Below are 23413 nucleotides of genomic sequence, written 5' to 3'. Positions count from 1 at the left end.
CGCACTGACTCCCGTGACGGGGACGTGGCTTACGGTTCGGCGCTCCCGTCAGGGCGTCCGGCGCGCGACGAGCACGGGGCGGTCGGCGTTCCGGACGACGCGCTCGGTGACGCTCCCGGAGAGCAGCCTGCTGACGCCCGTACGGCCGTGCGTCGCCATCACGACGAGGTCGACGGCCGCCTCGTCGGCGTGGTCGAGAATCTCGCGGTGTGGCGTCCCGCTCCGAATCTCGGTTTCGGCGTCGAGGCCGCGGTCGTCGGCGGCCGCGGCGACGGTTTCGACGGCGCGTTCGGCGGCCGCAGCGATGCTCGACTCCCCGGGGTTGCTCGAACTGCCGACGATGCTCGCGCGTTCTGACTCGGGCACGACGTAGAGCGCGTGGACGACCGCGTCGAACTCCGCGGCGAGGTCGAGGCCGTGCGTGACGCCCGCGGAGGCGGCGTCGCTGCCGTCCGTCGGCACGAGGACCGCGTCGTACATGCGTCGAAATAGCACAGACGGGCACGTAAGTGTCGGGTGCGCTGGCGTCAGTCGACGTTCCCGCTGCGCTCGGTCTCCCGGAGCACGAACGGGCCGATGGAGAGCGTGCGCTTCGTGACGGTGACGATGCGCAGGATGTACGACAGCAGCAGCGCGAACGGCAGCACGGTGACGGTTACGGCCGCACTCACGACGAGCAGCGCGTGGTTGACGCCGAACGTGCTTCCGGGGTACGCCGCCGGGTCGAGGAACAGCAGCGACGCGATGGCGACCGCGAGCGCGGGGACGGCGGCGTACAGCAGCGTCCGCGAGAGGTCCGACAGCTCCCACTGGAAGTACAGCGTCTTGAAGTGCTCGCGGGCCGGCCCGAACAGCGCCAGCGTCCCCAGGAGGTCGTCGAGTGCCGCGTCGGCGTCCTCGTCGAGTGCGTCGCCGTGTTCGGCGCGGAGGCGTTCGCCCGCGTACAGCTTCCACGAATAGTTGTAGTTCAGCGCCGCCCACACCACGTCGAACTCCCCGAACTGGGCGCCGTCGAGCTGGTTCGCCACCACGCGCGCGTTCTCCGTGAGGTTGTCCACGTAGGCGTCGACCGCCTCGCCCGCTTCGCCGTCGGGCGCGGCGTCGCCGAGCGCGTTCGCCTGTTCGCGGGTCGCCTCCACGAGCCCGCGGAGGAACGCCGACGGCTCCGCGGGCGCGATGTCCATCCCGGCGGCGTCGGCGGCGTCCTCGCGGAACGACAGCGCGCCCTCCATGCGCTCGCGCTGGTCGCCCGCCGCGCCGAGTTCCTGGGAGAGCACGAGCTGGCTCAGCGTGAGCACGAGCGTCACGCCCGTAATCGTCGCCGCGACGAGCGCGTCGAACAGCGTCTCGTGGGGGTCGCCGTCGGTCAGCAGCTCGTAGGCGGGCGTCGGCAACAGCGTGCCGGCGGCGACCAGCGAGCAGAACAGCACCGCGAGCACGCCGGCCGCGACCGCCCGCCGGTCGGCGTCCAACACGACCCAGACCCACCGGCTGCTGCGCGGGACGCGCTCGCGCAGCTGGTCGCTCGGTTTGCTCTCGTCGCTGTCGGCCATACCCGGCCTTCGACGCACGCACGGAAAACGGTAGTCGCCACGACCCGCTCGCCGCGGCGGTCAGTCCAGCTACACCTCCTCCTCTTCCTCGCGGATGGTTTCCAGTTCCGCTTCCACGTCCTCGTCGCCGTCCGCGGCACTCTCGACGGCCTCCTCGCCGCGGACCTCCGCGCGCAGTTCGTCCAGTTCCGCTTCGACCTCGCGGTCCTCGCGCTCGGCGTCGAGTTCGCGGTCGATGCGGTCGCGGTCGTCGCCCAGCGGGCTGTCGAGGACGCCGCGTTCGTCGAGCTCGTCCATCGCGGCGGCGCGCGCTTCCATCTCCTCGGTCTGGTCTTTCGCGCGCTCGATGGCGCGCGTCACCTCGGTCGCCTCGTCGCCGACGCCCGTGACGGCCTCCGAGACGCGCGTCTGGGCCTGCGCGGCCTCGTGGCGCGCCTTCATCGTCTCCTTCTTCGTGCGGAACTCCTCGACGCGCGCCTCCAGTTCCTCCTTTTTCTCTTCGAGGTCGCGCTGGGTCTCTTCGAGGTCCGCGATCTGGCCGTCGATTTCGTTGACCTGGTCGCGCTTCTGTTGTTTCTTCTCCAGCGCGCGCCGCGCGAGGTCGTCGCGGTCCTGCCGGACCGCCTCGCGGGCCTGCTCGTCGTGCTTCTCGGCGTTCCGCTGGAGGCGCTCGCGCTGGACCTCCAGGCGCTTCTTCTGGGCGGTGAGGTCCGCCAGTCCCTTCTCGACGTCCCGCAGTTCGTCGCGCAGCCGCTGGTAGGAGTAGTCCAGCGTCTCCGTCGGGTCTTCGGCGGAACTGACGAGCGCGTTCAGTTTCGACCGGACCGCGTACGAGAGGCGTGACACGATACCCATACACACGACTTTGGGCTCTGGACGTATAGTCTTCACCGGCGTGGTCGACCGCAGGGAGACCACGTTAGAGCGAGCGGGGAACGTAGTGACCCGCGAGCCACGTGGCCGGACAAGAGCCGCGTGGTCGACCGCAGGGAGACCACGTTAGAGCGAGCGGGGAACGTAGTGACCCGCGAGCCACGTGGCCGGACAAGAGCCGCGTGGTCGACCGCAGGGAGACCACGTTAGAGCGAGCGGGGAACGTAGTGACCCGCGAGCCACGTGGCCGGACAAGAGCCGCGTGATCGCAGGCTACACGACGCCAGCCCGCAAACTACCGCGCATGCAACAGGAGACCGTGCTGGTGCCGGGCGCGCGGGACGTGGAAGCGACCCTCGACTCGCCAGAAGGGGAGGCATCGGCGTGCGTCGTCATGTGTCCGCCCCACCCGCAGCACCGCGGGCACCGCGGCGACGACCGCCTCGTCGCCGTCGCGGAGTTCCTCGTCGAACGCGGCGTCGCGTCGCTGCGCTTCGACTACGGCGACTGGGACGAGGGACTCGGGGAGCGCGAGGACGCCCGGAACGCCGTCCGGTGGACGAGCGAGCGCTACGAGCACGTGGGGCTGTTCGGGTTCAGTTTCGGCGGGAGCGTCGCCGCGCTCGCTGCCGCGAGCGTCGACGTCGAGTTGTGCGCGGTGTCGCTGCTCGCGCCGACCGCCGAACTCGAAGCCGGGCTGAACGCCGCGGACGCGCTCACTGACGTGACTGCGCCGCTGCAAGTCGTCTACGCGACCCGCGACACGACCGCGGACTGGGAGCCGGTCGTGGCGGCGGCCCGCAACCTCGACTGCGAGGTCGTGGAACTAGACGCCGACCACTTCTTCGTCGGGCGCACCCACCACGTCGCGGAGGCGGTCGGCCCGTTCCTCGCGGACGCCTGCTAGGCATCGACACAACCGCTATCAGGCGCTGCGTCCACGCTGCGCGCATGACGAGTCGCGGGACGCAGTTCACGCGGTGGGTGTTGCTGACCCCGTACGTCGTCCGCGTCGCCGTCATCTCGCGGCGAACCGAGTCCCCGGCCGCTTTGTCTTCAGAGCCGGCGCACCCGGCGTCCTTGGCATCTCCTCACGGTAGGTCGCGTGCCAGCGGCTGGCGAACGACGCCCGTCCCGAAACCGTTTTTGCCGCGCCCGCCGCACAGTCAGTATGCCGACGGAGACCGGGTACGACCCGACACTGGGAAGCAAGTTCGTGTTCGTTACTGGCGGGGTGATGTCCGGGCTGGGGAAAGGCATCACTGCCGCCAGTCTGGGCCGCCTCCTCTCGAACGCCGGATTCGACGTCACGGCCGTCAAAATCGACCCCTACCTCAACGTGGACGCGGGGACGATGAACCCCTACCAGCACGGCGAGGTGTACGTGCTCAAGGACGGCGGGGAGGTCGACCTCGACCTCGGGAACTACGAGCGGTTCCTCGACGTGGACATGACCTCCGACCACAACGTCACCACGGGGAAAGTCTACCAGCACGTCATCGAGCGCGAGCGCGCCGGCGACTACCTCGGGAAGACCGTCCAGATTATCCCCCACGTCACCGACGACATCAAGCGGCGCGTCCGCGAGGCCGCCGAGGGCTCCGACGTCTGCATCGTCGAAGTCGGCGGCACCGTGGGCGACATCGAGGGAATGCCGTTCCTCGAGGCGCTGCGCCAGTTCAGCCACGAGGAGGACGACGAGGACATCCTGTTCACGCACGTCACGCTCGTGCCGTACTCCCAGACGGGCGAGCAGAAGACGAAGCCAACCCAGCACTCCGTGAAGGAACTCCGGTCGATTGGTCTCCAGCCGGACGTCCTCGTGGGGCGCTGTGAGGACGAACTCGACCCCGACGTCAAGGAGAAAATCGCGCTGTTCTGCGACGTTCCCACCGACGCCGTCTTCTCGAACCCGGACGTCGAGGACGTCTACCACGTCCCCCTCGTCGTCGAGGAGGAGGGCCTCGACGAGTACGTGATGGAGGAGTTCGACATCGCCGACGACGCCCTCCCGAAGGCCGAGCGCTCGACGGAGTGGCGCGACCTCGTCACCCGCGAGCGCACGGGCGAAGTCGACATCGCGCTCGTCGGGAAGTACGCCCTCGAAGACGCGTACATGAGCATCCACGAGGCGCTCAAGCACGCCGGCCTCGAACGCGGCGTGGACGTGAACGTCCTCTGGGTGGACTCCGAGAAGATGAACGACGACCACGAACAGCGCCTCCAAGAGGCCGACGGCGTCGTCGTCCCCGGCGGCTTCGGCTCCCGCGGCACTGAGGGGAAGATTCGCGCGATTCAGTACGCCCGCGAACACGACGTCCCCTTCCTCGGGCTCTGTCTGGGCTTCCAGCTCGCCGTCGTGGAGTACGCGCGCAACGTCCTCGGGATGGCGGACGCCCACTCCTCGGAGATCAACGAGGAGACGCCCCACCCGGTCATCGACCTGCTGCCCGAGCAGTACGACCTCGAAGACCTCGGCGGGACGATGCGCCTGGGCGCCCACGACACCCAAATCGAGCCGGGGACGCTCGCCCACGAACTGTACGGCGACACCTCCTGCACGGAGCGCCACCGCCACCGATACGAGGTCAACCCCGACTACATCGACGACCTCACCGAGAACGGCCTGACGTTCTCCGGGGAGGCCGGCAACCGCATGGAGATTCTGGAGTACGGCGACCACCCGTTCTTCTTCGGGACGCAGTTCCACCCCGAGTTCCGGTCGCGGCCGACGCGCGCGAGCCCGCCGTTCGTCGGGCTGCTGGACGCCGTCCTCGAGGCTACCGAGACGGAAGCGGAGGTGGTGAACTGATGGTGAACGTCGAGGAGTTCGTCGTGGACGCCAAAGCAGAGATTCAGGAGAAGCTCGGCGACAGCACCGCCATCATCGCGCTCTCCGGCGGCGTCGACTCCTCTACCGCCGCCGCGCTGGCGTACGAGGCGGTCGGCGACCAGCTCGTCCCCGTCTACGTCGACACCGGCCTGATGCGGAAGGGCGAGACCGACGAGATTCGGGAAGTCTTCGACTACATGGACAGCCTCCGCATCGTCGAAGCGCAGGACCGCTTCTTCGACGAACTGGCGGGCGTCACGGACCCCGAGGAGAAGCGCCACGTCATCGGCGAGCAGTTCATCCGGGAGTTCGAGACGGTCGCCGAGGAAGTCGACGCCGACTACCTCGTGCAGGGCACCATCTACCCCGACCGCATCGAGAGCGAGGGCACCATCAAGAGCCACCACAACGTCGGCGGGCTCCCCGAGCGCGTCGGCTTCGAGGGCATCGTCGAGCCGATGCGTGACCTCTACAAGGACGAGGTCCGGGAGGTCGCCCGCCACCTCGACCTCGAAGAGATCATCAGCGAGCGCATGCCGTTCCCCGGCCCCGGGCTCGCGGTGCGCGTGCTCGGCGAAGTCACCCCCGAGAAGGTCGCGGTCTGCCGCGAGGCGACCGCAGTCGTCGAGGAGGAACTGGAGGAGTACGACCCGTGGCAGGCGTTCGCCGCCGTCCTCGGGAAGGCGACGGGCGTGAAAGGCGACAACCGCGTTCACGGCTACGTCGTCGCCGTCCGCTCCGTCGAATCGAGAGACGGGATGACCGCGCGCGCCCAGGAACTGGAGTGGGAGACCCTCCAGCGCCTCCAGTCCCGCATCGCCGGCACCATCGACAACGTCTCCCGCGTCGTCTACGACGTCACGCACAAACCACCTGCGACCATCGAGTACGAATGAAGGCTATCGTCGTCGGCCCCGACCGCGGCATCGTCGACGCCCTCCGGAACGAGGGCGTGGAAGTCACCAGCATCGAGGACGTCGCGTCCGGCCAGCGCCTCGAAGATGCCGGCGTCGCGGACGCCGACCTGCTCGTCATCACGGACGCGGCCGAAGCCACTGCCATCCCGGTCGCCCGCGAGCAGAACGAGGGCCTGAAAACCGTCGCGTACACGCCCGACTCGATGCCCGAGTTCGTGAAGGGCGTCCTCGACCTCGCCGTCGACCCCGCGCTGCTGGGCTCCGAGACGGTCGCCGAGGAACTCGTCGAACCCGACAGATAAGGACTTCCGCCGTCTCCGTTCTGCTGTGTCACTCGACTGCTATCCCGACCTCGCGCCCGAGACGGGCGAGGTCGTCACGGAGGAGCTGTACTACTCGCCGGACGAACTCGTGAAGGCGTTCGCGCTCGGTCCGGGTGCGGAAGTCGAGCCGCACGGGCACGGCGACCAGACGAACAGCTTCCACGTTCTGGAGGGCGAACTCGTCGTCGTGCAGGGCGACAGCGAGGAGACCGTGGCAGCGCCGGGCGTGGTCGTCCACGAGCGCGGCGTCGCCCACGGCGCGCGCAACGAGAGCGACGACGTGGCGGTGTTCACGGCGACGATGGCACCGATGGAGTCATAGCGAGAGCGCGACCGGCCGACCCGGCCGCTCTCCTTCGCCGTCGACGGCCGCAGAGTGCGGGCTGACGTGCTCCCAGCAGACGAACTTCTCGACGCTGCCGGGCTCGTAGAGGAAGTAGTCCGCGGGCTTCGAGCAGAGCACGCACTCGGGGTCGCCGTCGGCCGCGTCGATGGCTGCCGACAGCGCCGCCTCCGCGCTCGCGTCCGGGTCGTCGCCGCTCGAAGCCGGCATACGCGTCGAGTACGGCACTCTCCCGTTTAAACTGTGGGCCGTTCAGGGGGCGAGGCGCTCCAGCACGGGAATCTCCGTGCGGCGTTCCTCGTTGAGCGCGTCCCACTCGATACCCTCGGGTTTCGCCGCAGGTGCGTCGGTGTCGACGACGCGCTCGGGCGTGACGACGTAATCCATCGGCACGTCGTGGTCGCCGGTCGGAATCGCCTCGTCGACGACCTGTCGCTCGTGGACCGTCGTCACCGTCGCCGTGTCGTCGTCGACGCGGTCGAACTCCCGGAGCAGCGCGAATTCGAGGTCGCTGTACCCCTCTCCCTTCCCGACGCGCTCGCCGCGCTCCGTGACCGCGACGCTCCCGGAGACGATGAGATCGACGGGCTCGACGTCCTCCGGGCCGACTGGTGTGCCGTGCTCGCTGATGCCGCTGACCGTCGTGGCGTCGTCGACGTCCGCGACTTCCGCGGGGTCCAGCCGGAGGAAGCACTCCTCGTCGCGCAGCCGCGGTACGGCGACGTACACCGTCTTCCCCGCGTGCAGCGCCGCGCGGCGCACCGGCAACTGTGGGGCGTCCGGGTTCGCCTTCACCACGTCGGCGTCCGCCCACACGTCGGTGTCGGCGAGTCGGTCGGCGGCGTCGCTGGCACCCGCGAAGTTCGGGATGCGGCCGTGGGGCGGGAACGGGAAGCGCGCTTCGCCGCTGGCCTCCAGGTCGTCCCAGACGCGCTCGCGGAGCTCCTGCTTGTCCATGTGCGAACGAGGTGCCCGTGGGACGTGAATCGGTCGCTCGCCGCGCGCGAACCGACCCGGCCCTCGCGATAGCCGTTCCCGAGTTCGCTCGCCCGGAAACTGACGCTTAATTCGGCTTAATCGGGGTTGAGACGGGCTATCGAACCGGAAATCCGACTTCACGGCTACCCCGGTTCAAGTGGGATGGGCTCGGAGGGACGACTGCGATGAACGCACGCAAACTGCTCACGCTGGCCGTCGCGGCGACCGTCCTCGTCGGCGGTGCCGCAGCGGCTGGCGCTGCGACCCCCGGCAACGCACCGACAGACGAAGCACCCGACGAAGCGCACGGGAACGCGCCGGACGACGCCGGCGACGCCGACGCCGACGACGCTGAATCCGACGGCGAGGACGCGGACGAGGCCGACGCGAACGAGACGGACGCGGACGAGACCGAGTCCGCCGGCCCGCCTAGCGACGTCGGCCCCGCGGCGAACGCTTCGGAGCACGCCACGAACGCTTCCGAGCACGCTGACGAGAACGCGTCCGACGCGGCCGGCGAGCGCGGCCCGCCGACGGCCCTCCCCGAGCAGGTCCCGGACCACGTCTCGGCCATCCACGAGCAGATTCAGTCGTTCCTCGGCGGTGACGTCGACCACCTCGGGAACGCGCTGAGCGACCTCCTCGGTGACGACGGCGACGCGAGCGAGGAGGAGACGGCCGAGAACGAGACCGCTGACGACGAAACCGCCGACAACGAAACGGTCGACAACGAGACGACCACGTCCGCGAACGTCGCGCCCGTCGTGTAACGCTTTCTGACGCCGTCGTGCCGTTCTTTTTCGGCTGATTCGCTGCGTAGCTGCGGGCTACGCGTCCTCGCGGCCCGCGAGCCCGACGAGGTGCCCGATTTCGGGGACGACGACCGCCTCGCTGCCGAGTTCGGCGGCGTGCTCGCTGCCCGGCAGACAGAACACGGGGACGCCGTCGGCAACGCCCGCAGTGGCGCGCGTGGCGACGACCTTCTCGCCGATTTCCTCGTAGGAGAGCCGCCGGAACAGCTCGCCGAACCCCGGCAGCGTCTTCTCGAACAGCGGTTCGGCTGCCTCGACGGTGACGTCGTCGGGCGTGACGCCCGTGCCGCCGGTGGTGACGACGACGTCGACGTCGCCGCGGCCCGCGAGGTTGTCGATGCCGCCCTGCACGCGGTCGTAACTGTCGCGGACGAGTTCGCGCGTGACGACCTCGTGGCCGTCGGCCTCGAACGCCGCCGCGATGGCGTCGCCCGCGGGGTCGTCGTCCAACGAGCGCGACGACGACACCGTGAGAATCGCGACGCCGACGTGCTCGACGTCGTGGTGGTGGTGGTCGTGCTCGTCGTGGTCGTGCTCCGCCTCGTCGTCGTGCTGGTGGGGTTCGCTCTCCTCGGTCAGCGGGTCGTCGGCCGGTTCCTCGGCCGCGTCCTCTGCTGGCGCTTCGTCCTCGTCGTCCCGTCGGGTCTCGCGGGATTGGAAATCGACCATGGGCGCGGGTTCGCGCGCCGACGGGAAAAGCGTGGACCACACAGTTTTGCTCGGGGGCCGCGACGCCCCGCGCATGCAGGCAGTCCAGTTCGCGGGCCACGGCGGTACCGAAGTCGTCGAGTACGGCGCGGTCCCCGACCCGGAGGTCGGCCGCGACGAGGTGCTCGTTGACGTGAAGGCGGGCTCGCTCAACCACCTCGACGTGTGGACGCGCCGCGGGATGCCGCAACTCGACCTCGACATGCCCCACGTACCGGGCAGCGACGCCGCGGGCGTGGTCGTCGACCACGTCGGGGAGGCGACGTGGAGCGACTCGCTGCGCTCGCTGGCGAAGGGCGGTCGGCTCGTGACCTGCGGCGCGACGACGGGCGGCCGCCCCGAAACCCACGTCCAGCGGCTGTTCTGGAACCAGTTGTCCGTGCTCGGGTCGACGATGGCGACGCTCGGGGAGGCAGACGACGCGCTCTCGCTGGTCTGGGACGGCACCTTCGACGTACGGATTCGGGACGTGCTTCCGATGAGCGAGACGGCGCGCGCCCACGAACTCCTGGAGAACCGGGAAGGCTTTGGGAAGGTAGTGGTAATCCCCGACAGCGAACGCTAATGGTGACCCACGACCCCCGCGAGGACCACGACGACGCCGGCGGCATGAGCGAGCGAGCGCAGTGGCTAGTCGTCGCGGCGCTGGTCGTCGCCGGCGTGCTCGCGCCGCTGTACCTCTACGTCGTCGGGCCCGGCAGCTTCGGGCTCGGCTTCCGGGACACCTACCTCGCGGTGCCGATGGTGCCCGCGATACTGCTCGGCGCAATCGGCGTCTGGACCGCCGTCCGCGGCCGCTAGTCGGCGTCCACGGCGACCTGCTTGCGCGGGCCGACTGCCCACTGTTCTCGCGCGTACGCCATCTCCCAGAAGTCGTGTTCCAGTCGTGCGCTCCGGTGGAACGCCGCGCGCATCCGGTCGTGAGCGCCCGGATGCTCGTCGGCGAGCTCGTCGACGAGGTCGCGCATCCACGCGACCGTCTCGCGGAACGCGTCGCTGGTGTACTTCTCCACGAACGGCGTGTATCGGTGCTCGCCGTCCGAAATCTCGGCCATGTAGTCAGCGACGTCGAGGTAGCCCTGCCCGCAGGGGTAGACCGCGGCCGCGATGGTCGGGAGGTCGCCCTCGCGCGCGGTCCGGACGAGGTGGTCGGTGTACGCCTGACACGTCGGCGCCTTCCCGACGGCTTCGAGGTCGGCGGGCGTGAGCCCGTACTCCTCGGCGAACGACCGGTGGAGGTCCATCTCGTCGGCGAGGATGCGGTGTGCGGTCTCCGCGAGTCGGGCAGCGGTCTCCTCGTCGTCGGCGCTGGCGGCCGCCAGCGAGAACACGTCCGCGTAGTCCAACAGGTAGCGGTAGTCCTGTTCGACCCAGTGCCGGAACGCGTCGGCGTCGAGCGTGCCCGCCGCCAGTTCGGTGACGAATGGGTGGTCGTACTGAGCGGCCCAGACGGGTTCGGCTTCCGCGAGGAGGGTGTCGCTGAACGCCATGCCGAGGGCTGGGTCGCCCACCGACAAATAATCTAGTGGTACAACCTACTTATCGGCGAGCGCGACGTCCGCGCGCTCGAAGCGCTCGCCCGTCCACGTCCACGCGTCCAGAATTGGTGGGCGCGCGGCCAGCGACGCGAGCACGTAGACGTAGCCCGGCCACGACGCCTGCTCGCGGTCGGTGTCGCTCATGTGCGCGGGCCCGGCGGGGTGGGAGTGGTAGAAGCCGACGACCTCCCGGCCCGTCGCCTCGGCTTCGTCGAAGACCGCCAGCGTCGCTTCCGGGTCGAGTTCGTAGGTGACGCGGGGCGCGTCCGCGACGTTCGGGACGCGCCGGACGGCCTCCGCGATTACGCGGTCGTCCTCACGGCGGCCGAGCAGCGCGCCGCAGGCCTCGCGCGGTGCGTCCGCTCGCGCGTGGTCGAGCACCGCGTCGTAGGCCGCGCGGCCGAGTTCGAGCACAACTGTGCTTCGTGACGTGGCCGGAAAAATCCGCCCGACGGCTCGCGCTACTCGCGGGTGCCGTCCGGCACCGAGTCGGCGTCGCCCTCGAAGTCGCGGCGCATCGCGATTTCGAACCACGGGCAGAGGCGGAGCTGGCGGTAGTAGCGCGGGTTCTCGTAGAGGTCCTCGTAGTCCGCCCAGAGAATGCCGCCGACCTCGTCGGGGTCGGGGTCGAGGCTCGTGTCCGAGAGCGTCGCCACCAGCACCGCGCAAACCTCCCATTCGAGGCCCTCGTCGAGGTAGTGGCGCTTGTACTCGAAGCGGTCCGTGACTTCGAGGTCGTCGTACTGGTCGGGCGTGATGCCCAGTTCCTCTTCGAGGCGCTCGCGGGTGGCTTCCTTCTGGGTCTGGCCCTCGACGGGGTGGCTGGCGACGGTGCCGTCCCAGTGGGTGTCCCAGAGGCGCTTGCGGGCGGCGCGCTGGGCGAGCAGCACGCGGCCGTCCTCGTCGAACAGCAGGCACGTGAACGCCCGGTGGCGGATGCCGTCGCCGGTGTGGGCGTCGAGGCGGTTCGCGAGGCCTTCCTTCTCGTCGTAGGCGTCGACGGCAACGACGTCCTGTTCGGCGTTCTCCGCGGTCTCGCTGGTGCGCGCGGACTGGACGGGAACGTCGGGCCCTGAATCGCTCATGGCGTCACCGACGGGCACGTGGGTAAATAGCGCTTCGACTCGCCACGGTTAGCCGAGCTTCTCGTCGAGGATGAGTCGGGTCTTCGTGGAGACGACTTCCTCCTGTTCACGGGCCTTCGAGACGAGGTCGTTGACGCCGCCGGTGTCCGTGGCGTCGACGACGAGCACGATGTCGTCCTCGCCCGAGACCTGCCAGACGAAGTCGACGGGCTCCCAGTCGACCATGCGGTCGCCGACCTCGTGGGTGTCGACGTCCATCGCCACCCCGATTTCTATCATCGCCTTCACGTTGCCCGTGGAGGTGGCGACGGTGAACCGCTCGATGACGCCCTCCTCCAGGAGGCTGTCGACGCGGTTGCGGACGGTGCCCTCGCTGACGCCGATGTCGTCGGCGATTTCCGTGTACGGGGTGCGGGCGTCCCGTCGCAGCGCGTCGAGGATGCGCCGGTCGATGTCGTCCATGTCCCAGCGTTGGTCCCCCGGACAAAAAGAATTTCGAATTTCGCAACTTCGCTACGAAAGCAAGATTTATACTCCGGGGATGCGTTTGAATCTCGTAATGTCGGACGCCTACCTCGCGTTAGAGACCGGCGACGTGGTCGAAGCCAACGCCCGCTCCCCGGGCCAGGCGCGAGGCGAACTCGTGTTCACGACCGCCTACACTGGATACGAGGAGAGCCTCACAGACCCGTCCTACGAGGCCCAAGTACTCACCTTCGCGTACCCCCTCATCGGGAACTACGGCGTCCGTGAGGAACGCTTCGAGTCGGACCGCGTCCACCCCAGCGCCGTCGTCGCCCGCGAACTCACCGACGACGTCGCCGAGTGGCTCACCGAGGAGGGCGTCCCCGCCGTCGACGGCCTCGACACCCGCGACCTCGTCCTCGACATCCGCGAGGGCGGCGCGATGAAGGTCGGCATCGCCGCCGGCCCCGACGCCACTCCCGATGACGCCCGCGCGCAACTGGCGGACTGCCCGCACATGAGCGACCTCACGGACATCGGCAGCCGCGTCAGCGTCGACGAACCCGAGGTCCACGGCGACGGCGACACCGACGTCGCGCTCGTCGACTGCGGGGCCAAGGGCTCCATCGTCTCCGAGCTCGTCGAGCGCGGCGCGACCGTCCACGTCCTCCCCTACGACACCACGCCCGCCGAACTCGCGGCCGTGGACCCGGACGTGCTGTTCATCTCGAACGGCCCCGGCGACCCCGCGAACTTCGAGGCCGCCGAAACGCTCGTCTCCGAGTTCGTCGGCGACCTCCCGGTTGCGGGCATCTGTCTGGGTCAGCAGGTCGTCGCCCGCGCGCTCGGCGGCACCACCGAGAAGATGGACTTCGGCCACCGCGGCGTCAACCAGCCCGTGCTGGACTACGACTCCGGGCGCGTCGTGATGACCACGCAGAACCACGGCTACACGGTCGCCGAGCCCGGCGACCTCGACGTCACGCAAATCAACGTCAACGACGATACGCCGGAGGGTCTGGACTCCGAGGAACTGGACGTCATCACGCGCCAGTACCACCCCGAAGCCAACCCCGGCCCCCACGACAGCCTCGACTTCTTCGACGACGTGCTCGCGCTGCCCTCAAGCCGCACGACGGTCTCGGCCGATTGAGCTACCCACCGCTAAAGCGGTGAGATTCAGCATGGACTCCCGCTCTGGCCGAATCCTCGGCAGGTGAATCATACTCACCGTTCACGTTCAACGTCCCGCTGTGCAAGCACACGCCCAAGGGTGCGCCTTCGTCGTCCCCGGTTTGGTTACGACGAAGATACCGCAAACCGATGTTCTTCGCGGTATTGTAGTCGGCGTGATTCTCGTAGCCGCATTTCAGGCACTCAAACTCCTCACTATCCCGGTTATCCGGGTGGGTGAATCCACACGTAGAGCAACGACGTGACGTATTCTCCGAGTCAACCTGTTCCACCGTGATACCGTACTCTGCGGCCTTCCTCTTTCCGACCAACTGACTGCATATTCTCGTGTGCCCACCGCGTCCCACACTCTTGTAGGTCGCCACGGCGGTTCTCATATTCCCGCCGCCAGTGGTCGAATTCGTCGCCCGTCCAGAACGTACCCGTCGAGGTGACGGCAAGGCTGTTCACGCCGAGATCAACCCCGAGAACCGTTCCGTTCTCGGGTGTTGTCTGTTCCGACGTGTCAGACTCCACTTCCTTCTTGCAGTGGACGTGAAGTTGCCACTCGCCGTGCTTTCGATGTAGCTCTGCTCCAGTCACCTCGTAGTCGTCGGAGAACATATATTGCGCGTGAGGTGTATCACTATCTTCAGCGGGTAGCACGTAGTCGGCTTCAACACGACCGTCAGTAGTAGCGAGGGATACGTAGTCGTCGTAGAACGTGGCGGTGCGATGGTCGTAGACGACGTGTGGTGAAGTCATACGCGGCTTCGATGCTTTCTTGCCCTGTTTCCACCGTTTAACGACGCTCTCACACGCTTCAGCAGCTTTGTTCCGGGCGTTCTGAACCAGTCCCGTGTTTAGAGGTGTCTGGTCGCACACGTCGTCGTAAGTTTCGTCTTGGAGTTGTCCCTTGCTTGTGGTGACATAGTCGCCTTGGAAGGCGTAGTCAACCACGTATTGGGCCGCGAACAGAAACTCGTCTACGGTGTATCGAGAAGTACGTCGTCGCCACTGTCCACGTCAAGCGTAACGGGGACAGTACGGCGCACTTCCATGCCTTAGATGTGGCCCCGGTTGTTTATGAGCGTTGGAGGAGTCAGAGTGACTACGTCTGGTGGTCTGTGGAACGGAGCTTACGGATTCATCCCACGGCTAAAGCTGTGGGGTTTCTCCTGTATTTTCTCTAATCTAGCTGTACTTTTTCGTCGGCGAGTCCGCGGAGCTGCGTCGCTGCCTGTTCGCCGAGCACGCCTTCTGCCGTCGTCAGGACGCCGTGGGCGTTGCGCGCCCGTATCGCGCTCACGAGCGTGTCCAGCAGCCGGAACAGCCGCTCGCCGGAGACGTACATCGAGAGCACGCCGACGCCGTCGACGACCACCCAGCCGGTCTCGGGCTCCACGTGCTCGAACGCCTTCGAGAACTGGATGCTCACGCCCGTCAGGTCGCTCGGCGCGACGCGGTCGGCCACCCACAGCGGCCCGTCGTAGCTGACCTCCGTCCCCGTCACGGGGACGACGCCGACGCGGCGCGGGTCGCCGCCCCGTTCCTCGATGCGCGCTTCGAGCTGCCGCAGGTGGCCGTCGGTGGTCACGACGAGCAGATTCTGGAACGCTGACTCGGGGAGCGCGTCGACGATGCGTTGGCCGCTGGGCTGCACGCAGAGCGCGACCTCGCCGGCCGCCAGGTCGCCGAGCGGCCGCTCGAACTCAGGAGTCACGCTCGAACCCTCCACTAAATTCGCCAGCGTCGATTTCGACGCCCTCGCGCCCGAGGTACACGAATTCGCGGGCGAACCGCCACGTCGCGGCGACGCTCACTACTCCGCTGGCCGCGTACGCGACGTACGCCGACACCTCGACGAGCGCGCTGGCACCGGTGATGTCGACGAGCAGTTCCAGCACCGACCCGACCATCAGACAGCCCAGCGCCGCCACCAGCAACAGGACGCCGCCCCGGTAGAGGACGTTCCGCGAGTACGCCACGGCGGGGTACGTGAAGCCCGCGCACAGCACCACGAGCACCGCGACCTCCGCGAGCCAGACCAGCCACGTCACCGGCCGACCACCCGCCGTTCCGTGAACAGGGTCACGAACCGCCAACACGAGATGGTGATGGCGACGATGGCTATCGCCCACATCGCCAGCGCGAGTTGGCCGCCGTCCGCGGGCGTCGCGGGGTGTAGCGTCGCGCCCGACGAGACTGTCATCGCGCCGAACACGACGGGCAGCGGAGCGAGCGCGCGCCCCCACTCCGTCCCCCGGAAGCCCGCCGCTGCGATGATCGAGAACGTGCACGCCACGGTGGTCGCGACGAGCGTCAGAATGTTGAGCGCGACGGTGATGTTCGTCGCCCACGTCGGCAGCGCCATGCTGGTCCGTCGCTTTTCGACGCGGTCACTAAGCAGTTTGGGCGAGGGGCTGACACGAACGCGTGCCGCGCACCGAAACTATAAATCCACCAGTGACGAATCCGAAACTAATGTCCGACTCGGTCCTCTCCGGGAACACGTTCACGTTCCGCGAGTGGCACGCCGGCGTGCTCGGTGCCGCCGTCGGCGCGTTCGCCAGCTACCTCCACGCCATCGACTACACGAGCCTCGGCGTCGCGCTCGCGGTCGTGTTCGTCGCGGCGGCGCTCGGCCTCCGGCGCTACGGCAGCGTCGCCGGCCGCACCGTCCGCCGGGAGCCGTGGTACGCGCTCGCCGCGTTCGTCGTCGCGGGGGCCGCCGTGTTCGCGCTCGCCTGAGTTAGCCCCACTGCTCGTCGCGAATCGGACGGTCGCCGACCGGCAACACGTCGAGGTCGTCGTCGTGGTGGGCGACGCCTTCGAGCATCGCCTCCGCGCTCTCGACCGTCGAGAGGTACGGCACTTCCTCCTCGACGGCAGTTTCGAGGGCGTCGCGGTCGTCCGAAATCACGAAGTCGACGTCGCCGCGGCGAATCGCCTCCGAGAGGTCGTCGAACGTCTGCACGTCGAAGTACGCCTCGAAGCCGCTGACCGGGAGATCCACGACCGCGGTGCCGCCGATTTCGGGGTCGTTGCCCGCGGCGCGCTGGGCCTTCCAGTACGCCAGCCCCGGCTTCGCGGCGGTACCCATCACTTCGCCCGTGGACTTCATCTCCGGGCCGAGGCGCGGGTCCGAGCCCGGCAGCCGGTCGAACGGCAACACGACCTCTTTGACGCTGTACTGCTCGGGGACGCCTTCGCTGACGTCGAGGTCCGAGAGCGAGAAGTCGGCCATCACTTTCGCCGCGAGCTTCGCAATCGGGACGCCGGTCGCCTTCGAGACGAACGGCACCGTCCGCGAGGAGCGCGGGTTCGCTTCGAGCACGTACACCTTGTCGTCCTGCACCGCCAGCTGGACGTTCAGCAGGCCGACCGTGTCCAGCGCGGTGGCGATGTCCTCGGTGACTTCGCGGACGCGACCGAGCGTCTCCTCGTCGAGCGAGCGCGGCGGAATCGTACACGCCGAGTCGCCGGAGTGGACACCCGCGGTCTCGACGTGCTCCATCACGCCGCCGATGAGGACGTCCTCGCCGTCAGCGACGGCGTCGACGTCGAGTTCGACCGCGTCCGCGAGGAACTCGTCGACGAGGATGGGTTTGTCCGGGCTCACCCGGACGGCCTCCTCCATGTAGTGTTTGAGCTCCTCGTCGTCGTGGACGACGTCCATCGCGCGCCCGCCGAGCACGTAGCTCGGGCGGACGAGCACGGGGTAGCCGATGTCGTGGGCGAGGTCGAGGGCCTCCTCTTCGCTGGTCGCGGAGCCGCCGTCGGGCTGACTGATGCCGAGTTCGTCCATCAGCACGTTGAACCGGTCGCGGTCCTCCGCGAGGTCCATCGCGTCCACGCTCGTCCCGAGAATATCGGCGTCCACGCCGTCGCGGCGCTCCAGTTCGGCCTCCAGCGGGTCCGCGACGTTCACGGAGGTCTGCCCGCCGAACTGCACCATCACGCCGTCCGCGTCGGTCGCCTCGACCACGTCGGCGACCTCCTCGGCCGTAATCGGCTCGAAGAACAGGCCGTCGCTGGTGTCGTAGTCAGTGGAGACGGTCTCGGGGTTGTTGTTCACGACGTGGGCTTCGATGCCGGCCTCGCGGAGCGCGCGCACCGCGTGCACCGAACAGTAGTCGAACTCCACGCCCTGCCCGATGCGGATGGGGCCGCCGCCGACGACGACCACGGAGTCGACGTCCGTGTCCACGCGGAGTTCGCCCGCGGCCGCGTCACCCTTGAGCGGACCGTTGAACCACTCGGGGCGGCGCGACGAGTAGTAGTACGGCGTCTGCGCGGCGAACTCGCCGGCACACGTGTCCACTTGCTTGTACGAGCGGCCGGGGACGGCCTCTTCGACGTCCGTCACTGTCGCGCCGGCGCCATCAGGTGCGAGTTCCCCCTCCCCATCCTCGTCGGTCGCGCCGGGCAGCCACGACGCGTTCGCGTCGTCGAAGTCGCCGCCCGCCAGCGCCGAGATTTCGTGGTTCGTGAAGCCCGCGGAGGCGGCGGCCGTGAAGTCGCCCTCGCTGGCGGCTTCCGCGGCTTCCGCGACGTTCTGGAAGCGCTCCAAGTACCACTCGCGGAAATTCGTGAAGTCGTTGACCTCGTCGACGGTGTAGCCGCGGTCGAACGCCTCGAACACCGCGTACGGGCGGTCGGGTGTCGGCGTCTCCAGATAGTCGGCTTCCAACTCTTCGTCGCTGACCGCGCCCCAGTCGACGTCGGGGTCGTACTCCGAGGAGCGCAGCGCCTTCAGGAGGCTCTCCTCGAACGTCCGGCCGATGGCCATCGCCTCCCCCGTGGACTTCATCGCCGTGCCGAGTTCGAAGTCCACGTCCGGGAACTTGTCCTTGGGCCAGCGCGGCACCTTCGTGACGATGTAGTCGATTGCGGGCTCGAAGGCGGCGGTGGTCTCGCCCGTGATCTCGTTCTCGATTTCGTGGAGGCGCTTGCCGAGCGCGACCTTCGCGGTGACCCGCGCGATGGGGTAGCCGGTCGCCTTCGACGCCAGCGCCGACGAGCGCGAGACGCGGGGGTTCACTTCGACGACGCGGTACTCGCCGCCGGGCGTGCCGTCGTCGCGCCACGCGAACTGGATGTTACAGCCGCCCTGGATGCCGAGGTCGCGGATGACTTCGAGCGCGACGTCGCGCATCGCCTGGTGGCCGTCGTCGGGGATGACCTGGCTGGGCGTGACGACGGTGGACTCGCCCGTGTGGATGCCCATCGGGTCGATGTTCTCCATGTTGCAGACGATGATGCAGGAATCGTCGGCGTCCCGCATGACTTCGTACTCCAGTTCGACCCAGCCCTCGATGGACTCGGTGACGAGCACTTCGTCGTTCCGGGAGAGGCGCAGGCCCTTCCGCGCGCGAGCGACGAGTTCGTCCATGTCGTCGACGACGCCGGAGCCGCTCCCGCCGAGCGTGTACGTCGTGCGCGCGATGACCGGCAGCCCGCCGACTTCGTCGGCGGCGGCCTCGACGCGCTCGCGCAGCGCGTCCTCGTCGAAGTCCTCGACGGACTCGCCCTCGTCGAGCGTGATGGTCGTCGACGCCGGGACGGGCTCGCCGAGGTCCTCCATGCGCTGGCGGAACAGGTCGCGGTCCTCGGTCGCGTAGATGGTGTCCAGCGGCGTCCCCATGATGTCGACGTCGTACTCGTCGAGGACGCCCTCCTCGGCGAGTTCCGCGGTGACGTTCAGCCCGGTCTGGCCGCCCAGTCCGGCGATGACGCCGTCGGGGTTCTCCTGGGCGATGACCTCGGAGATGGCGTCGGTCGTGATGGGCTCGATGTACACCGCGTCGGCCATCTCGGGGTCCGTCATGATGGTCGCGGGGTTGGAGTTGACGAGCACGACTCGCACGCCCTCCTCCTGCAGTGCCCGGCACGCCTGCGCGCCGGAGTAGTCGAACTCAGCCGCTTGTCCGATCTGGATGGGGCCGCTCCCGATGAGCAGTACCGTGCGGTCGTCGTGCTCGCTCATTTCTACTCGTTCGGAGTTCGCCCATCGTAATAAGCCCCGCGGAATGGACAGAAGTTCGAAGTCGAATTGCGAAAATCGAAGCGTTGCGGGCGCATCGGCGACACGACCGGTTGAACGTCGCTACGGGACACACAGAGCAAAACCGACGCCCACATCCGCTACGCGAACACTGCTGAGACTCCGACGATGGCTGTCTACGCGGGCGTGTCGTACTCGTCCTCGAAGTTCTGGCGGACGAGTCCGCCAACGTCCCGCTCGCGTTACTCGCGGGACTCCCGCTGGGACTTCGATGACGACACTTACGCGGGCGTGTCGTACTCGTCCTCGAAGTCCCGTTGTGCGCGGTAGGCGTCCACGAACTCGCTGACGTCGAACTCCTGCATCTGCTGCTCGAACTCGCTCTCGGTGCCGCTGTCGTCGGCGTGGCTCACCGCGTGGTCCATCAGTTCCACGACCAGTTCCACGACGACCTCGTGGAGTTCTCGCGCTTCGAGGTCCGTCACCCACAGCAGCGCGTAGCCGACGCTCCCGTTCTCGCTCTCGTCCACGGCGACGATGTCCTCGGGGAGCTGCTCCATCACCGCGCCCATCAAGTGCGCCGTGCCGAACTCCTCGAACTCGTCGTCGGGCGCGGGCGTCACTGCCTCCTTCAACACCGCGACGATGTCTTCGGGCACGAACCGCGACGGCGGATGCATGTCCATCACGACCGCGTGCGTCTCCCCGCACGAGCACTCGTACTCCCGCATCCCCAAGTCGAAGTCCTTCACGTGAGCCTGCTCCCCGCACGGGAGGTCCACCCACGCGTCGTCGTCCTCGGCGCCCGGTACGCGCGGCTCGGTCATTACCACGCGGTTGGCCCGCCGACCGGTTAAGCCCCGCGAACGCCGCCTGGGGATTGGCGTCGTGTTCGTTCCTCGGAGCTCCACGTCGGGAACGTCCAGAAAGCCCCGGCTGGCTACGCTCCCGCGCCTCGCTGCGCGCTTCCCTCACTCGCTACACTCGTTCGGTCCAGTGCTTGCGTCGTCGGGGTTCGCGTAGCCAGCCGCCCCTTTCAGTCCCGGAAGACTCACTGCGTTCGTCTTCCGACCCTCGCGAACGCGCAGCGTTCGCTCAGTCCACCCGTTGCCGGCTGGTCGGGTCGCTGTTGGCTGTTCTCGGGCCGAATCTTCTTGGTCGGGGTGTGCGTCTGTCCGCTATGGCCGCCATCGAACTCCGCGACCTCACCAAGCGCTACGGGGACCTCGTCGCCGTCGACGACGTCTCCTTCGAGGTCGAAGCCGGCGAAGTGTTCGGCTTCCTCGGGCCGAACGGCGCCGGCAAGACGACGACCCTCCGCACGCTCCTCGGGATGCAGGCACCCACCTCGGGGACCGTCTCGATTCTCGGGCACGACACCACCGTCGAGAGCCAGCGCCTCGACGCGCTCGCGGACACGGGCTTCCTCCCGAGCAACCCCCAATTCGACGAGCAAGCGACCGGACGCGAAGTGCTGGACCTCCACGAGTCGCTGAAAGGAGGCTCCCGCCGCGCCGACCTCCGCGACCGGTTCGAACCGCCGCTGGACCGTCCCGTGCGCGAGTACTCCACGGGGAACGTCCAGAAGCTCGGCATCGTACAGGCGTTCATGCACGACCCCGACGTCGTCGTCCTCGACGAGCCGACGTCCGGACTGGACCCGCTCCTGCAGGACCGCTTCAACGAGCTCGTGCGCGACGAGCGCGAGCGCGGCGTCACCGTCCTGTTCTCCAGTCACGTCCTCAGCGAGGTGCGACGCATCTGTGACCGCGTGGCCGTCCTCCGGGACGGGGAACTCGTCGCCGTCGAGGACGTCGAGACCTTGCTCGACCGCAGCGGCAAACTCGTCCGCACTCGGGTCGCCGGCGACGTGCCGTCCGAGGCCTTCGACATTCCCGGCGTCTCGGACCTCGCGCGCCGGCCTCTCGCTGGCGCGACGCGCGTCTCGTTCACGTTCACGGGCGACGTGGACGCGCTCGTGGACGAACTCGACCGTTATCCGCTGCAGGAACTCGACGTCGAGGAGGCACCACTGGAAGACGTCTTCCTCGACTTCTACGGGGGTGACGACGATGTTTGAGATTGCTGCCTACGGCGCTCGAAAGCGCGTGAAGGGCGCGCTCGCGCTCTCGGTCGGCCTCTCCGCATTCAGCGCGATGTACGCCGCGTTCTTCCCGTCGCTCACCGGGAACCTCGACCTCGAGGAGTACATCGAGGCGCTCCCGCCGGTGTTCGTGGAGGCGTTCGGCCTGCGCGCGTTCAACACCATCGAGGGGTTCCTCGCGACCGAACTCTACCAGTTCGCGTGGGTCATCCTCCTCGGCCTCTACCTCGCGTACAGCGCCGCCTCCCTCGTCTCCGGCGACGTCGAAAGCGGCCGCATGGACGTGTTGCTCTCGCTGCCCGTCTCGCGCGCCCGCCTCGTCGCCGAGCGATTCCTCTCCCTCGTCCCCGGCGTCCTCCTCATCAACGTCGTCGTCGCCGCGGTGACGTGGGTGGCGACGCGCGCCATCGGCTACCCAATCGGCACCGTCGACCTCGTCGCGGTTCACCTCCTCTCGCTCCCGTACCTCTTCGCGTGCGCGGCAATCGGGCTGGCGTTCAGCGTCCTCGCGGACCGCGAGAGCGTCGCCCAGCGCGCGGCGATGGCGACGGTGTTCGGGTTGTTCCTGCTCGAATCGCTGCTCACGAGTACGGACTACGCGTGGGCCGGCGCAGTCGCGCCGATGCGGTACTTCGATCCGACCGCGATTCTCGTCGACGGCACCTACGATGTCGCCGGTGCAGCCATCCTCGTGGCCGCGACACTGCTGCTCGTCGCTGGCAGTCAACTGTACTTCCGGCGGAAGGACGTGAACTAACGACAGCAGACCGACCAACCGCCGACGAGCATCCGCGAGCGAGCGGCTTGAAAAGCCCGAGCGACGCGGTTCACCGAGCGCGAACGCAGTGAGCGCTCGGGCCGACGACTGAGGGACGGAACGGACCGAAGGAGGAGTGCTTTTTCCGCAAGTTTTTGCCGAGTGAGGCGCGCGAAGCGCGCCTCACGCAGCGCAAAAAGTGCTTGCTTAGGGCCAGTCGTCGCGAACTTCGGCTTCCTCGTCGGGTTCGTCGTCGGTTTCGCTGGCGAGCTCCCAGTCTGCCTTTTCGGCGGCGTCTTCGAGCGGGAGGTACTCCCAGCCGACTTCCTCGGCGAGCTCGCGGTCGTCGTCGTCGATGCCGACGAAGACGTGGCGTTCGGTGTCGAACTGGCGTTTGACGGATTCGAGGCTCTCCTTGCGGCCCTTGGGGCCGGAGAAGAAGTCCTGGCGGATGCGGCGTTTGCGCGTGAAGTTGGTGACGACGTACGTGGGTTCGTCGGAGACGACGCCGACGTACTCGGTCCACTGGCGCGCGCCCGCGAACGCGGTCCCGGGTTTCGCGAGTTCCTGGAGCGCGGACAGCTCGAACGCGAGGGTCATGTCCGTGCTGCCGCCGGATTGGCTCATGGCGGAACGTCGGGCGCGAACGGGAAAAACGGCTTCGGTCGCGGGCCGCGCTACTGAGCGATGTCGAGGCGATAGTAGCCGGTGAAGCGGACGACTTCGCCGTCGGCGAGGTCGTCGGCGACCTCCTCGGGGATTGTTACGCCGTTGCCGTCGACGGCATCCGGGAGGGCGGCCTGTGCTCGGTCGTGGAGTTCGTCGTAGTCGCGGACGGTCTCCTCGACGGTCGTCGGCGCGGTCTCGGTTGCTTCCAGAATCGGGTTCATGTGCTCACCGGCAGTTCCGTGTGCCGTGACAACGTATGGCGCAAAGGGGTATAA

At 68.1% G+C, this 23413-nt stretch carries 29 protein-coding genes and 1 pseudogene; 12 read left to right on the top strand and 18 right to left on the bottom strand.

Annotated features, from left to right (window positions below):
* Positions 1 to 48: 48 nt before the first annotated feature.
* The 3 genes from LT974_RS12640 to LT974_RS12630 form a co-directional block, all read right to left on the bottom strand.
* A complete protein-coding gene (locus tag LT974_RS12640) occupies positions 49 to 480 on the bottom strand; it encodes a universal stress protein (protein ID WP_232587995.1) in 432 nt (143 codons plus the stop codon).
* Between the two features lie 47 nt (positions 481 to 527).
* Positions 528 to 1553 (bottom strand): hypothetical protein, encoded by a 1026-nt coding sequence (locus LT974_RS12635; RefSeq protein ID WP_232587994.1) that lies wholly within the window; start codon positions 1551 to 1553, stop codon positions 528 to 530.
* Between the two features lie 69 nt (positions 1554 to 1622).
* Complete coding sequence (locus LT974_RS12630) at positions 1623 to 2408, bottom strand: PspA/IM30 family protein (protein WP_232587993.1); 786 nt, start codon at positions 2406 to 2408, stop codon at positions 1623 to 1625.
* A gap of 322 nt (positions 2409 to 2730) precedes the next feature.
* Here LT974_RS12630 and LT974_RS12625 point away from each other — a divergent pair, with 322 nt between their 5' ends.
* The 5 genes from LT974_RS12625 (at position 2731) to LT974_RS12605 (ending at position 6821) form a co-directional block, all read left to right on the top strand.
* Positions 2731 to 3333 carry an alpha/beta hydrolase gene (locus tag LT974_RS12625; protein WP_232587992.1) on the top strand — a complete coding sequence of 201 codons (603 nt, stop codon included), beginning with the start codon at positions 2731 to 2733 and terminating at the stop codon, positions 3331 to 3333.
* A gap of 264 nt (positions 3334 to 3597) precedes the next feature.
* Positions 3598 to 5238 (top strand): CTP synthase, encoded by a 1641-nt coding sequence (locus LT974_RS12620; protein ID WP_232587991.1) that lies wholly within the window; start codon positions 3598 to 3600, stop codon positions 5236 to 5238.
* The gene (guaA, locus tag LT974_RS12615) at positions 5238 to 6155 is read left to right on the top strand and encodes a glutamine-hydrolyzing GMP synthase (protein WP_232587990.1); all 918 of its coding nucleotides are present in this window, start codon (positions 5238 to 5240) and stop codon (positions 6153 to 6155) included. Before LT974_RS12620 ends, guaA begins: the two co-directional genes overlap by 1 nt.
* Positions 6152 to 6478, top strand: a complete 327-nt coding sequence (locus tag LT974_RS12610; RefSeq protein WP_232587989.1) for a DUF7126 family protein — start codon at positions 6152 to 6154, stop codon at positions 6476 to 6478. The genes guaA and LT974_RS12610 overlap by 4 nt, the downstream gene beginning before the upstream one ends.
* A 25-nt stretch (positions 6479 to 6503) precedes the next feature.
* Positions 6504 to 6821, top strand: a complete 318-nt coding sequence (locus LT974_RS12605; RefSeq protein ID WP_232587988.1) for a cupin domain-containing protein — start codon at positions 6504 to 6506, stop codon at positions 6819 to 6821.
* On the opposite strand, the gene LT974_RS12600 is transcribed toward LT974_RS12605, so the two are convergent.
* Together LT974_RS12600 and LT974_RS12595 are read right to left on the bottom strand one after the other, a co-directional pair.
* A complete protein-coding gene (locus LT974_RS12600) occupies positions 6816 to 7052 on the bottom strand; it encodes a hypothetical protein (protein WP_232587987.1) in 237 nt (78 codons plus the stop codon). The genes LT974_RS12605 and LT974_RS12600 overlap by 6 nt on opposite strands.
* Positions 7053 to 7094: 42 nt before the next feature.
* Entirely contained in the window at positions 7095 to 7799 is a 705-nt protein-coding gene (locus LT974_RS12595; RefSeq protein WP_232587986.1) for a 5-formyltetrahydrofolate cyclo-ligase, read from the bottom strand.
* A gap of 206 nt (positions 7800 to 8005) precedes the next feature.
* Between LT974_RS12595 and LT974_RS12590 the strand changes: the two genes are divergently transcribed.
* Positions 8006 to 8590, top strand: coding sequence for a hypothetical protein (locus tag LT974_RS12590; RefSeq protein WP_232587985.1), 585 nt, complete (start codon positions 8006 to 8008; stop codon positions 8588 to 8590).
* A 57-nt stretch (positions 8591 to 8647) separates the two neighbouring features.
* On the opposite strand, the gene LT974_RS12585 is transcribed toward LT974_RS12590, so the two are convergent.
* Entirely contained in the window at positions 8648 to 9301 is a 654-nt protein-coding gene (locus tag LT974_RS12585) for a MogA/MoaB family molybdenum cofactor biosynthesis protein (RefSeq protein ID WP_232587984.1), read from the bottom strand.
* A gap of 73 nt (positions 9302 to 9374) precedes the next feature.
* On the opposite strand from LT974_RS12585, the gene LT974_RS12580 reads away from it, so the two are divergent.
* Positions 9375 to 9905: a zinc-binding dehydrogenase gene (locus tag LT974_RS12580; RefSeq protein ID WP_232587983.1), complete on the top strand. Its 531-nt coding sequence runs from the start codon at positions 9375 to 9377 to the stop codon at positions 9903 to 9905.
* Positions 9905 to 10141, top strand: coding sequence for a hypothetical protein (locus LT974_RS12575; RefSeq protein ID WP_232587982.1), 237 nt, complete (start codon positions 9905 to 9907; stop codon positions 10139 to 10141). The genes LT974_RS12580 and LT974_RS12575 overlap by 1 nt, the downstream gene beginning before the upstream one ends.
* Here LT974_RS12575 and tenA read toward each other — a convergent pair.
* Genes tenA through LT974_RS12555 form a run of 4 tightly spaced genes read right to left on the bottom strand, consistent with a single transcriptional unit; the run spans position 10138 to position 12425 of the window.
* On the bottom strand, positions 10138 to 10830 hold the full coding sequence (gene tenA, locus LT974_RS12570; protein ID WP_232587981.1) for a thiaminase II: 693 nt from the start codon (positions 10828 to 10830) through the stop codon (positions 10138 to 10140). The two genes, LT974_RS12575 and tenA, sit on opposite strands and share 4 nt — an antisense overlap.
* A 45-nt stretch (positions 10831 to 10875) precedes the next feature.
* A complete protein-coding gene (locus LT974_RS12565; protein ID WP_232587980.1) occupies positions 10876 to 11292 on the bottom strand; it encodes a desampylase in 417 nt (138 codons plus the stop codon).
* Positions 11293 to 11339: 47 nt separating this feature from the next.
* Entirely contained in the window at positions 11340 to 11963 is a 624-nt protein-coding gene (gene idi, locus LT974_RS12560) for an isopentenyl-diphosphate Delta-isomerase (RefSeq protein WP_232587979.1), read from the bottom strand.
* A gap of 48 nt (positions 11964 to 12011) precedes the next feature.
* On the bottom strand, positions 12012 to 12425 hold the full coding sequence (locus LT974_RS12555; RefSeq protein WP_232587978.1) for an Lrp/AsnC family transcriptional regulator: 414 nt from the start codon (positions 12423 to 12425) through the stop codon (positions 12012 to 12014).
* Positions 12426 to 12522: 97 nt separating this feature from the next.
* On the opposite strand from LT974_RS12555, the gene carA reads away from it, so the two are divergent.
* Positions 12523 to 13581, top strand: a complete 1059-nt coding sequence (gene carA, locus LT974_RS12550; protein ID WP_232587977.1) for a glutamine-hydrolyzing carbamoyl-phosphate synthase small subunit — start codon at positions 12523 to 12525, stop codon at positions 13579 to 13581.
* 1 nt (position 13582) lies between these two features.
* Here carA and LT974_RS12545 read toward each other — a convergent pair.
* The 4 genes and pseudogenes from LT974_RS12545 to LT974_RS12530 form a co-directional block, all read right to left on the bottom strand.
* Positions 13583 to 14662: pseudogene (locus LT974_RS12545) on the bottom strand (RNA-guided endonuclease InsQ/TnpB family protein).
* A gap of 128 nt (positions 14663 to 14790) precedes the next feature.
* Positions 14791 to 15324 (bottom strand): DUF7504 family protein, encoded by a 534-nt coding sequence (locus LT974_RS12540; protein WP_232587976.1) that lies wholly within the window; start codon positions 15322 to 15324, stop codon positions 14791 to 14793.
* A complete protein-coding gene (locus LT974_RS12535) occupies positions 15314 to 15661 on the bottom strand; it encodes a hypothetical protein (RefSeq protein WP_232587975.1) in 348 nt (115 codons plus the stop codon). The genes LT974_RS12540 and LT974_RS12535 overlap by 11 nt, the downstream gene beginning before the upstream one ends.
* Positions 15658 to 15975, bottom strand: a complete 318-nt coding sequence (locus LT974_RS12530) for a hypothetical protein (protein ID WP_232587974.1) — start codon at positions 15973 to 15975, stop codon at positions 15658 to 15660. The genes LT974_RS12535 and LT974_RS12530 overlap by 4 nt, the downstream gene beginning before the upstream one ends.
* A 110-nt stretch (positions 15976 to 16085) precedes the next feature.
* Between LT974_RS12530 and LT974_RS12525 the strand changes: the two genes are divergently transcribed.
* Positions 16086 to 16352: a hypothetical protein gene (locus LT974_RS12525; RefSeq protein ID WP_232587973.1), complete on the top strand. Its 267-nt coding sequence runs from the start codon at positions 16086 to 16088 to the stop codon at positions 16350 to 16352.
* A gap of 1 nt (position 16353) precedes the next feature.
* On the opposite strand, the gene carB is transcribed toward LT974_RS12525, so the two are convergent.
* A complete protein-coding gene (gene carB / locus LT974_RS12520) occupies positions 16354 to 19590 on the bottom strand; it encodes a carbamoyl-phosphate synthase large subunit (protein WP_232587972.1) in 3237 nt (1078 codons plus the stop codon).
* A 299-nt stretch (positions 19591 to 19889) separates the two neighbouring features.
* Positions 19890 to 20435, bottom strand: coding sequence for a DUF5815 family protein (locus LT974_RS12515; protein WP_058983916.1), 546 nt, complete (start codon positions 20433 to 20435; stop codon positions 19890 to 19892).
* A 353-nt stretch (positions 20436 to 20788) separates the two neighbouring features.
* Here LT974_RS12515 and LT974_RS12510 point away from each other — a divergent pair, with 353 nt between their 5' ends.
* Entirely contained in the window at positions 20789 to 21688 is a 900-nt protein-coding gene (locus LT974_RS12510) for an ABC transporter ATP-binding protein (protein WP_232587971.1), read from the top strand.
* Positions 21681 to 22469, top strand: coding sequence for an ABC transporter permease subunit (locus LT974_RS12505; RefSeq protein ID WP_232587970.1), 789 nt, complete (start codon positions 21681 to 21683; stop codon positions 22467 to 22469). Before LT974_RS12510 ends, LT974_RS12505 begins: the two co-directional genes overlap by 8 nt.
* A gap of 207 nt (positions 22470 to 22676) precedes the next feature.
* Here the strand turns inward: LT974_RS12505 and LT974_RS12500 are convergent, their stop codons facing one another.
* Both LT974_RS12500 and LT974_RS12495 read right to left on the bottom strand, forming a co-directional pair.
* On the bottom strand, positions 22677 to 23096 hold the full coding sequence (locus LT974_RS12500; RefSeq protein WP_232587969.1) for a DUF7124 domain-containing protein: 420 nt from the start codon (positions 23094 to 23096) through the stop codon (positions 22677 to 22679).
* 50 nt (positions 23097 to 23146) lie between these two features.
* Positions 23147 to 23359, bottom strand: coding sequence for a hypothetical protein (locus LT974_RS12495; protein WP_232587968.1), 213 nt, complete (start codon positions 23357 to 23359; stop codon positions 23147 to 23149).
* Positions 23360 to 23413: the final 54 nt, after the last annotated feature.

This window comes from Halobacterium noricense (assembly GCF_021233435.1).
GTDB lineage: Archaea > Halobacteriota > Halobacteria > Halobacteriales > Halobacteriaceae > Halobacterium > Halobacterium noricense.
This window is presented reverse-complemented; position numbering and strand designations above follow the sequence as displayed.

Excerpts from the sequence above, each read along its gene's own strand:
- LT974_RS12505 (WP_232587970.1), top strand. The coding sequence starts at position 21,681 with ATGTTTGAGATTGCTGCCTACGGCGCTCGAAAGCGCGTGAAGGGCGCG.
- LT974_RS12590 (WP_232587985.1), top strand. The coding sequence starts at position 8,006 with ATGAACGCACGCAAACTGCTCACGCTGGCCGTCGCGGCGACCGTCCTC.
- LT974_RS12635 (WP_232587994.1), bottom strand. The coding sequence starts at position 1,553 with ATGGCCGACAGCGACGAGAGCAAACCGAGCGACCAGCTGCGCGAGCGC.
- idi (WP_232587979.1), bottom strand. The coding sequence starts at position 11,963 with ATGAGCGATTCAGGGCCCGACGTTCCCGTCCAGTCCGCGCGCACCAGC.
- LT974_RS12630 (WP_232587993.1), bottom strand. The coding sequence starts at position 2,408 with ATGGGTATCGTGTCACGCCTCTCGTACGCGGTCCGGTCGAAACTGAAC.
- LT974_RS12580 (WP_232587983.1), top strand. The coding sequence starts at position 9,375 with ATGCAGGCAGTCCAGTTCGCGGGCCACGGCGGTACCGAAGTCGTCGAG.
- LT974_RS12525 (WP_232587973.1), top strand. The coding sequence starts at position 16,086 with ATGTCCGACTCGGTCCTCTCCGGGAACACGTTCACGTTCCGCGAGTGG.
- LT974_RS12515 (WP_058983916.1), bottom strand. The coding sequence starts at position 20,435 with ATGACCGAGCCGCGCGTACCGGGCGCCGAGGACGACGACGCGTGGGTG.
- LT974_RS12575 (WP_232587982.1), top strand. The coding sequence starts at position 9,905 with ATGGTGACCCACGACCCCCGCGAGGACCACGACGACGCCGGCGGCATG.
- LT974_RS12600 (WP_232587987.1), bottom strand. The coding sequence starts at position 7,052 with ATGCCGGCTTCGAGCGGCGACGACCCGGACGCGAGCGCGGAGGCGGCG.
- LT974_RS12620 (WP_232587991.1), top strand. The coding sequence starts at position 3,598 with ATGCCGACGGAGACCGGGTACGACCCGACACTGGGAAGCAAGTTCGTG.
- LT974_RS12555 (WP_232587978.1), bottom strand. The coding sequence starts at position 12,425 with ATGGACGACATCGACCGGCGCATCCTCGACGCGCTGCGACGGGACGCC.
- carB (WP_232587972.1), bottom strand. The coding sequence starts at position 19,590 with ATGAGCGAGCACGACGACCGCACGGTACTGCTCATCGGGAGCGGCCCC.
- tenA (WP_232587981.1), bottom strand. The coding sequence starts at position 10,830 with ATGGCGTTCAGCGACACCCTCCTCGCGGAAGCCGAACCCGTCTGGGCC.
- LT974_RS12585 (WP_232587984.1), bottom strand. The coding sequence starts at position 9,301 with ATGGTCGATTTCCAATCCCGCGAGACCCGACGGGACGACGAGGACGAA.
- LT974_RS12495 (WP_232587968.1), bottom strand. The coding sequence starts at position 23,359 with ATGAACCCGATTCTGGAAGCAACCGAGACCGCGCCGACGACCGTCGAG.
- carA (WP_232587977.1), top strand. The coding sequence starts at position 12,523 with ATGTCGGACGCCTACCTCGCGTTAGAGACCGGCGACGTGGTCGAAGCC.
- LT974_RS12640 (WP_232587995.1), bottom strand. The coding sequence starts at position 480 with ATGTACGACGCGGTCCTCGTGCCGACGGACGGCAGCGACGCCGCCTCC.
- LT974_RS12500 (WP_232587969.1), bottom strand. The coding sequence starts at position 23,096 with ATGAGCCAATCCGGCGGCAGCACGGACATGACCCTCGCGTTCGAGCTG.
- LT974_RS12510 (WP_232587971.1), top strand. The coding sequence starts at position 20,789 with ATGGCCGCCATCGAACTCCGCGACCTCACCAAGCGCTACGGGGACCTC.
- LT974_RS12625 (WP_232587992.1), top strand. The coding sequence starts at position 2,731 with ATGCAACAGGAGACCGTGCTGGTGCCGGGCGCGCGGGACGTGGAAGCG.
- guaA (WP_232587990.1), top strand. The coding sequence starts at position 5,238 with ATGGTGAACGTCGAGGAGTTCGTCGTGGACGCCAAAGCAGAGATTCAG.
- LT974_RS12530 (WP_232587974.1), bottom strand. The coding sequence starts at position 15,975 with ATGGCGCTGCCGACGTGGGCGACGAACATCACCGTCGCGCTCAACATT.
- LT974_RS12595 (WP_232587986.1), bottom strand. The coding sequence starts at position 7,799 with ATGGACAAGCAGGAGCTCCGCGAGCGCGTCTGGGACGACCTGGAGGCC.
- LT974_RS12610 (WP_232587989.1), top strand. The coding sequence starts at position 6,152 with ATGAAGGCTATCGTCGTCGGCCCCGACCGCGGCATCGTCGACGCCCTC.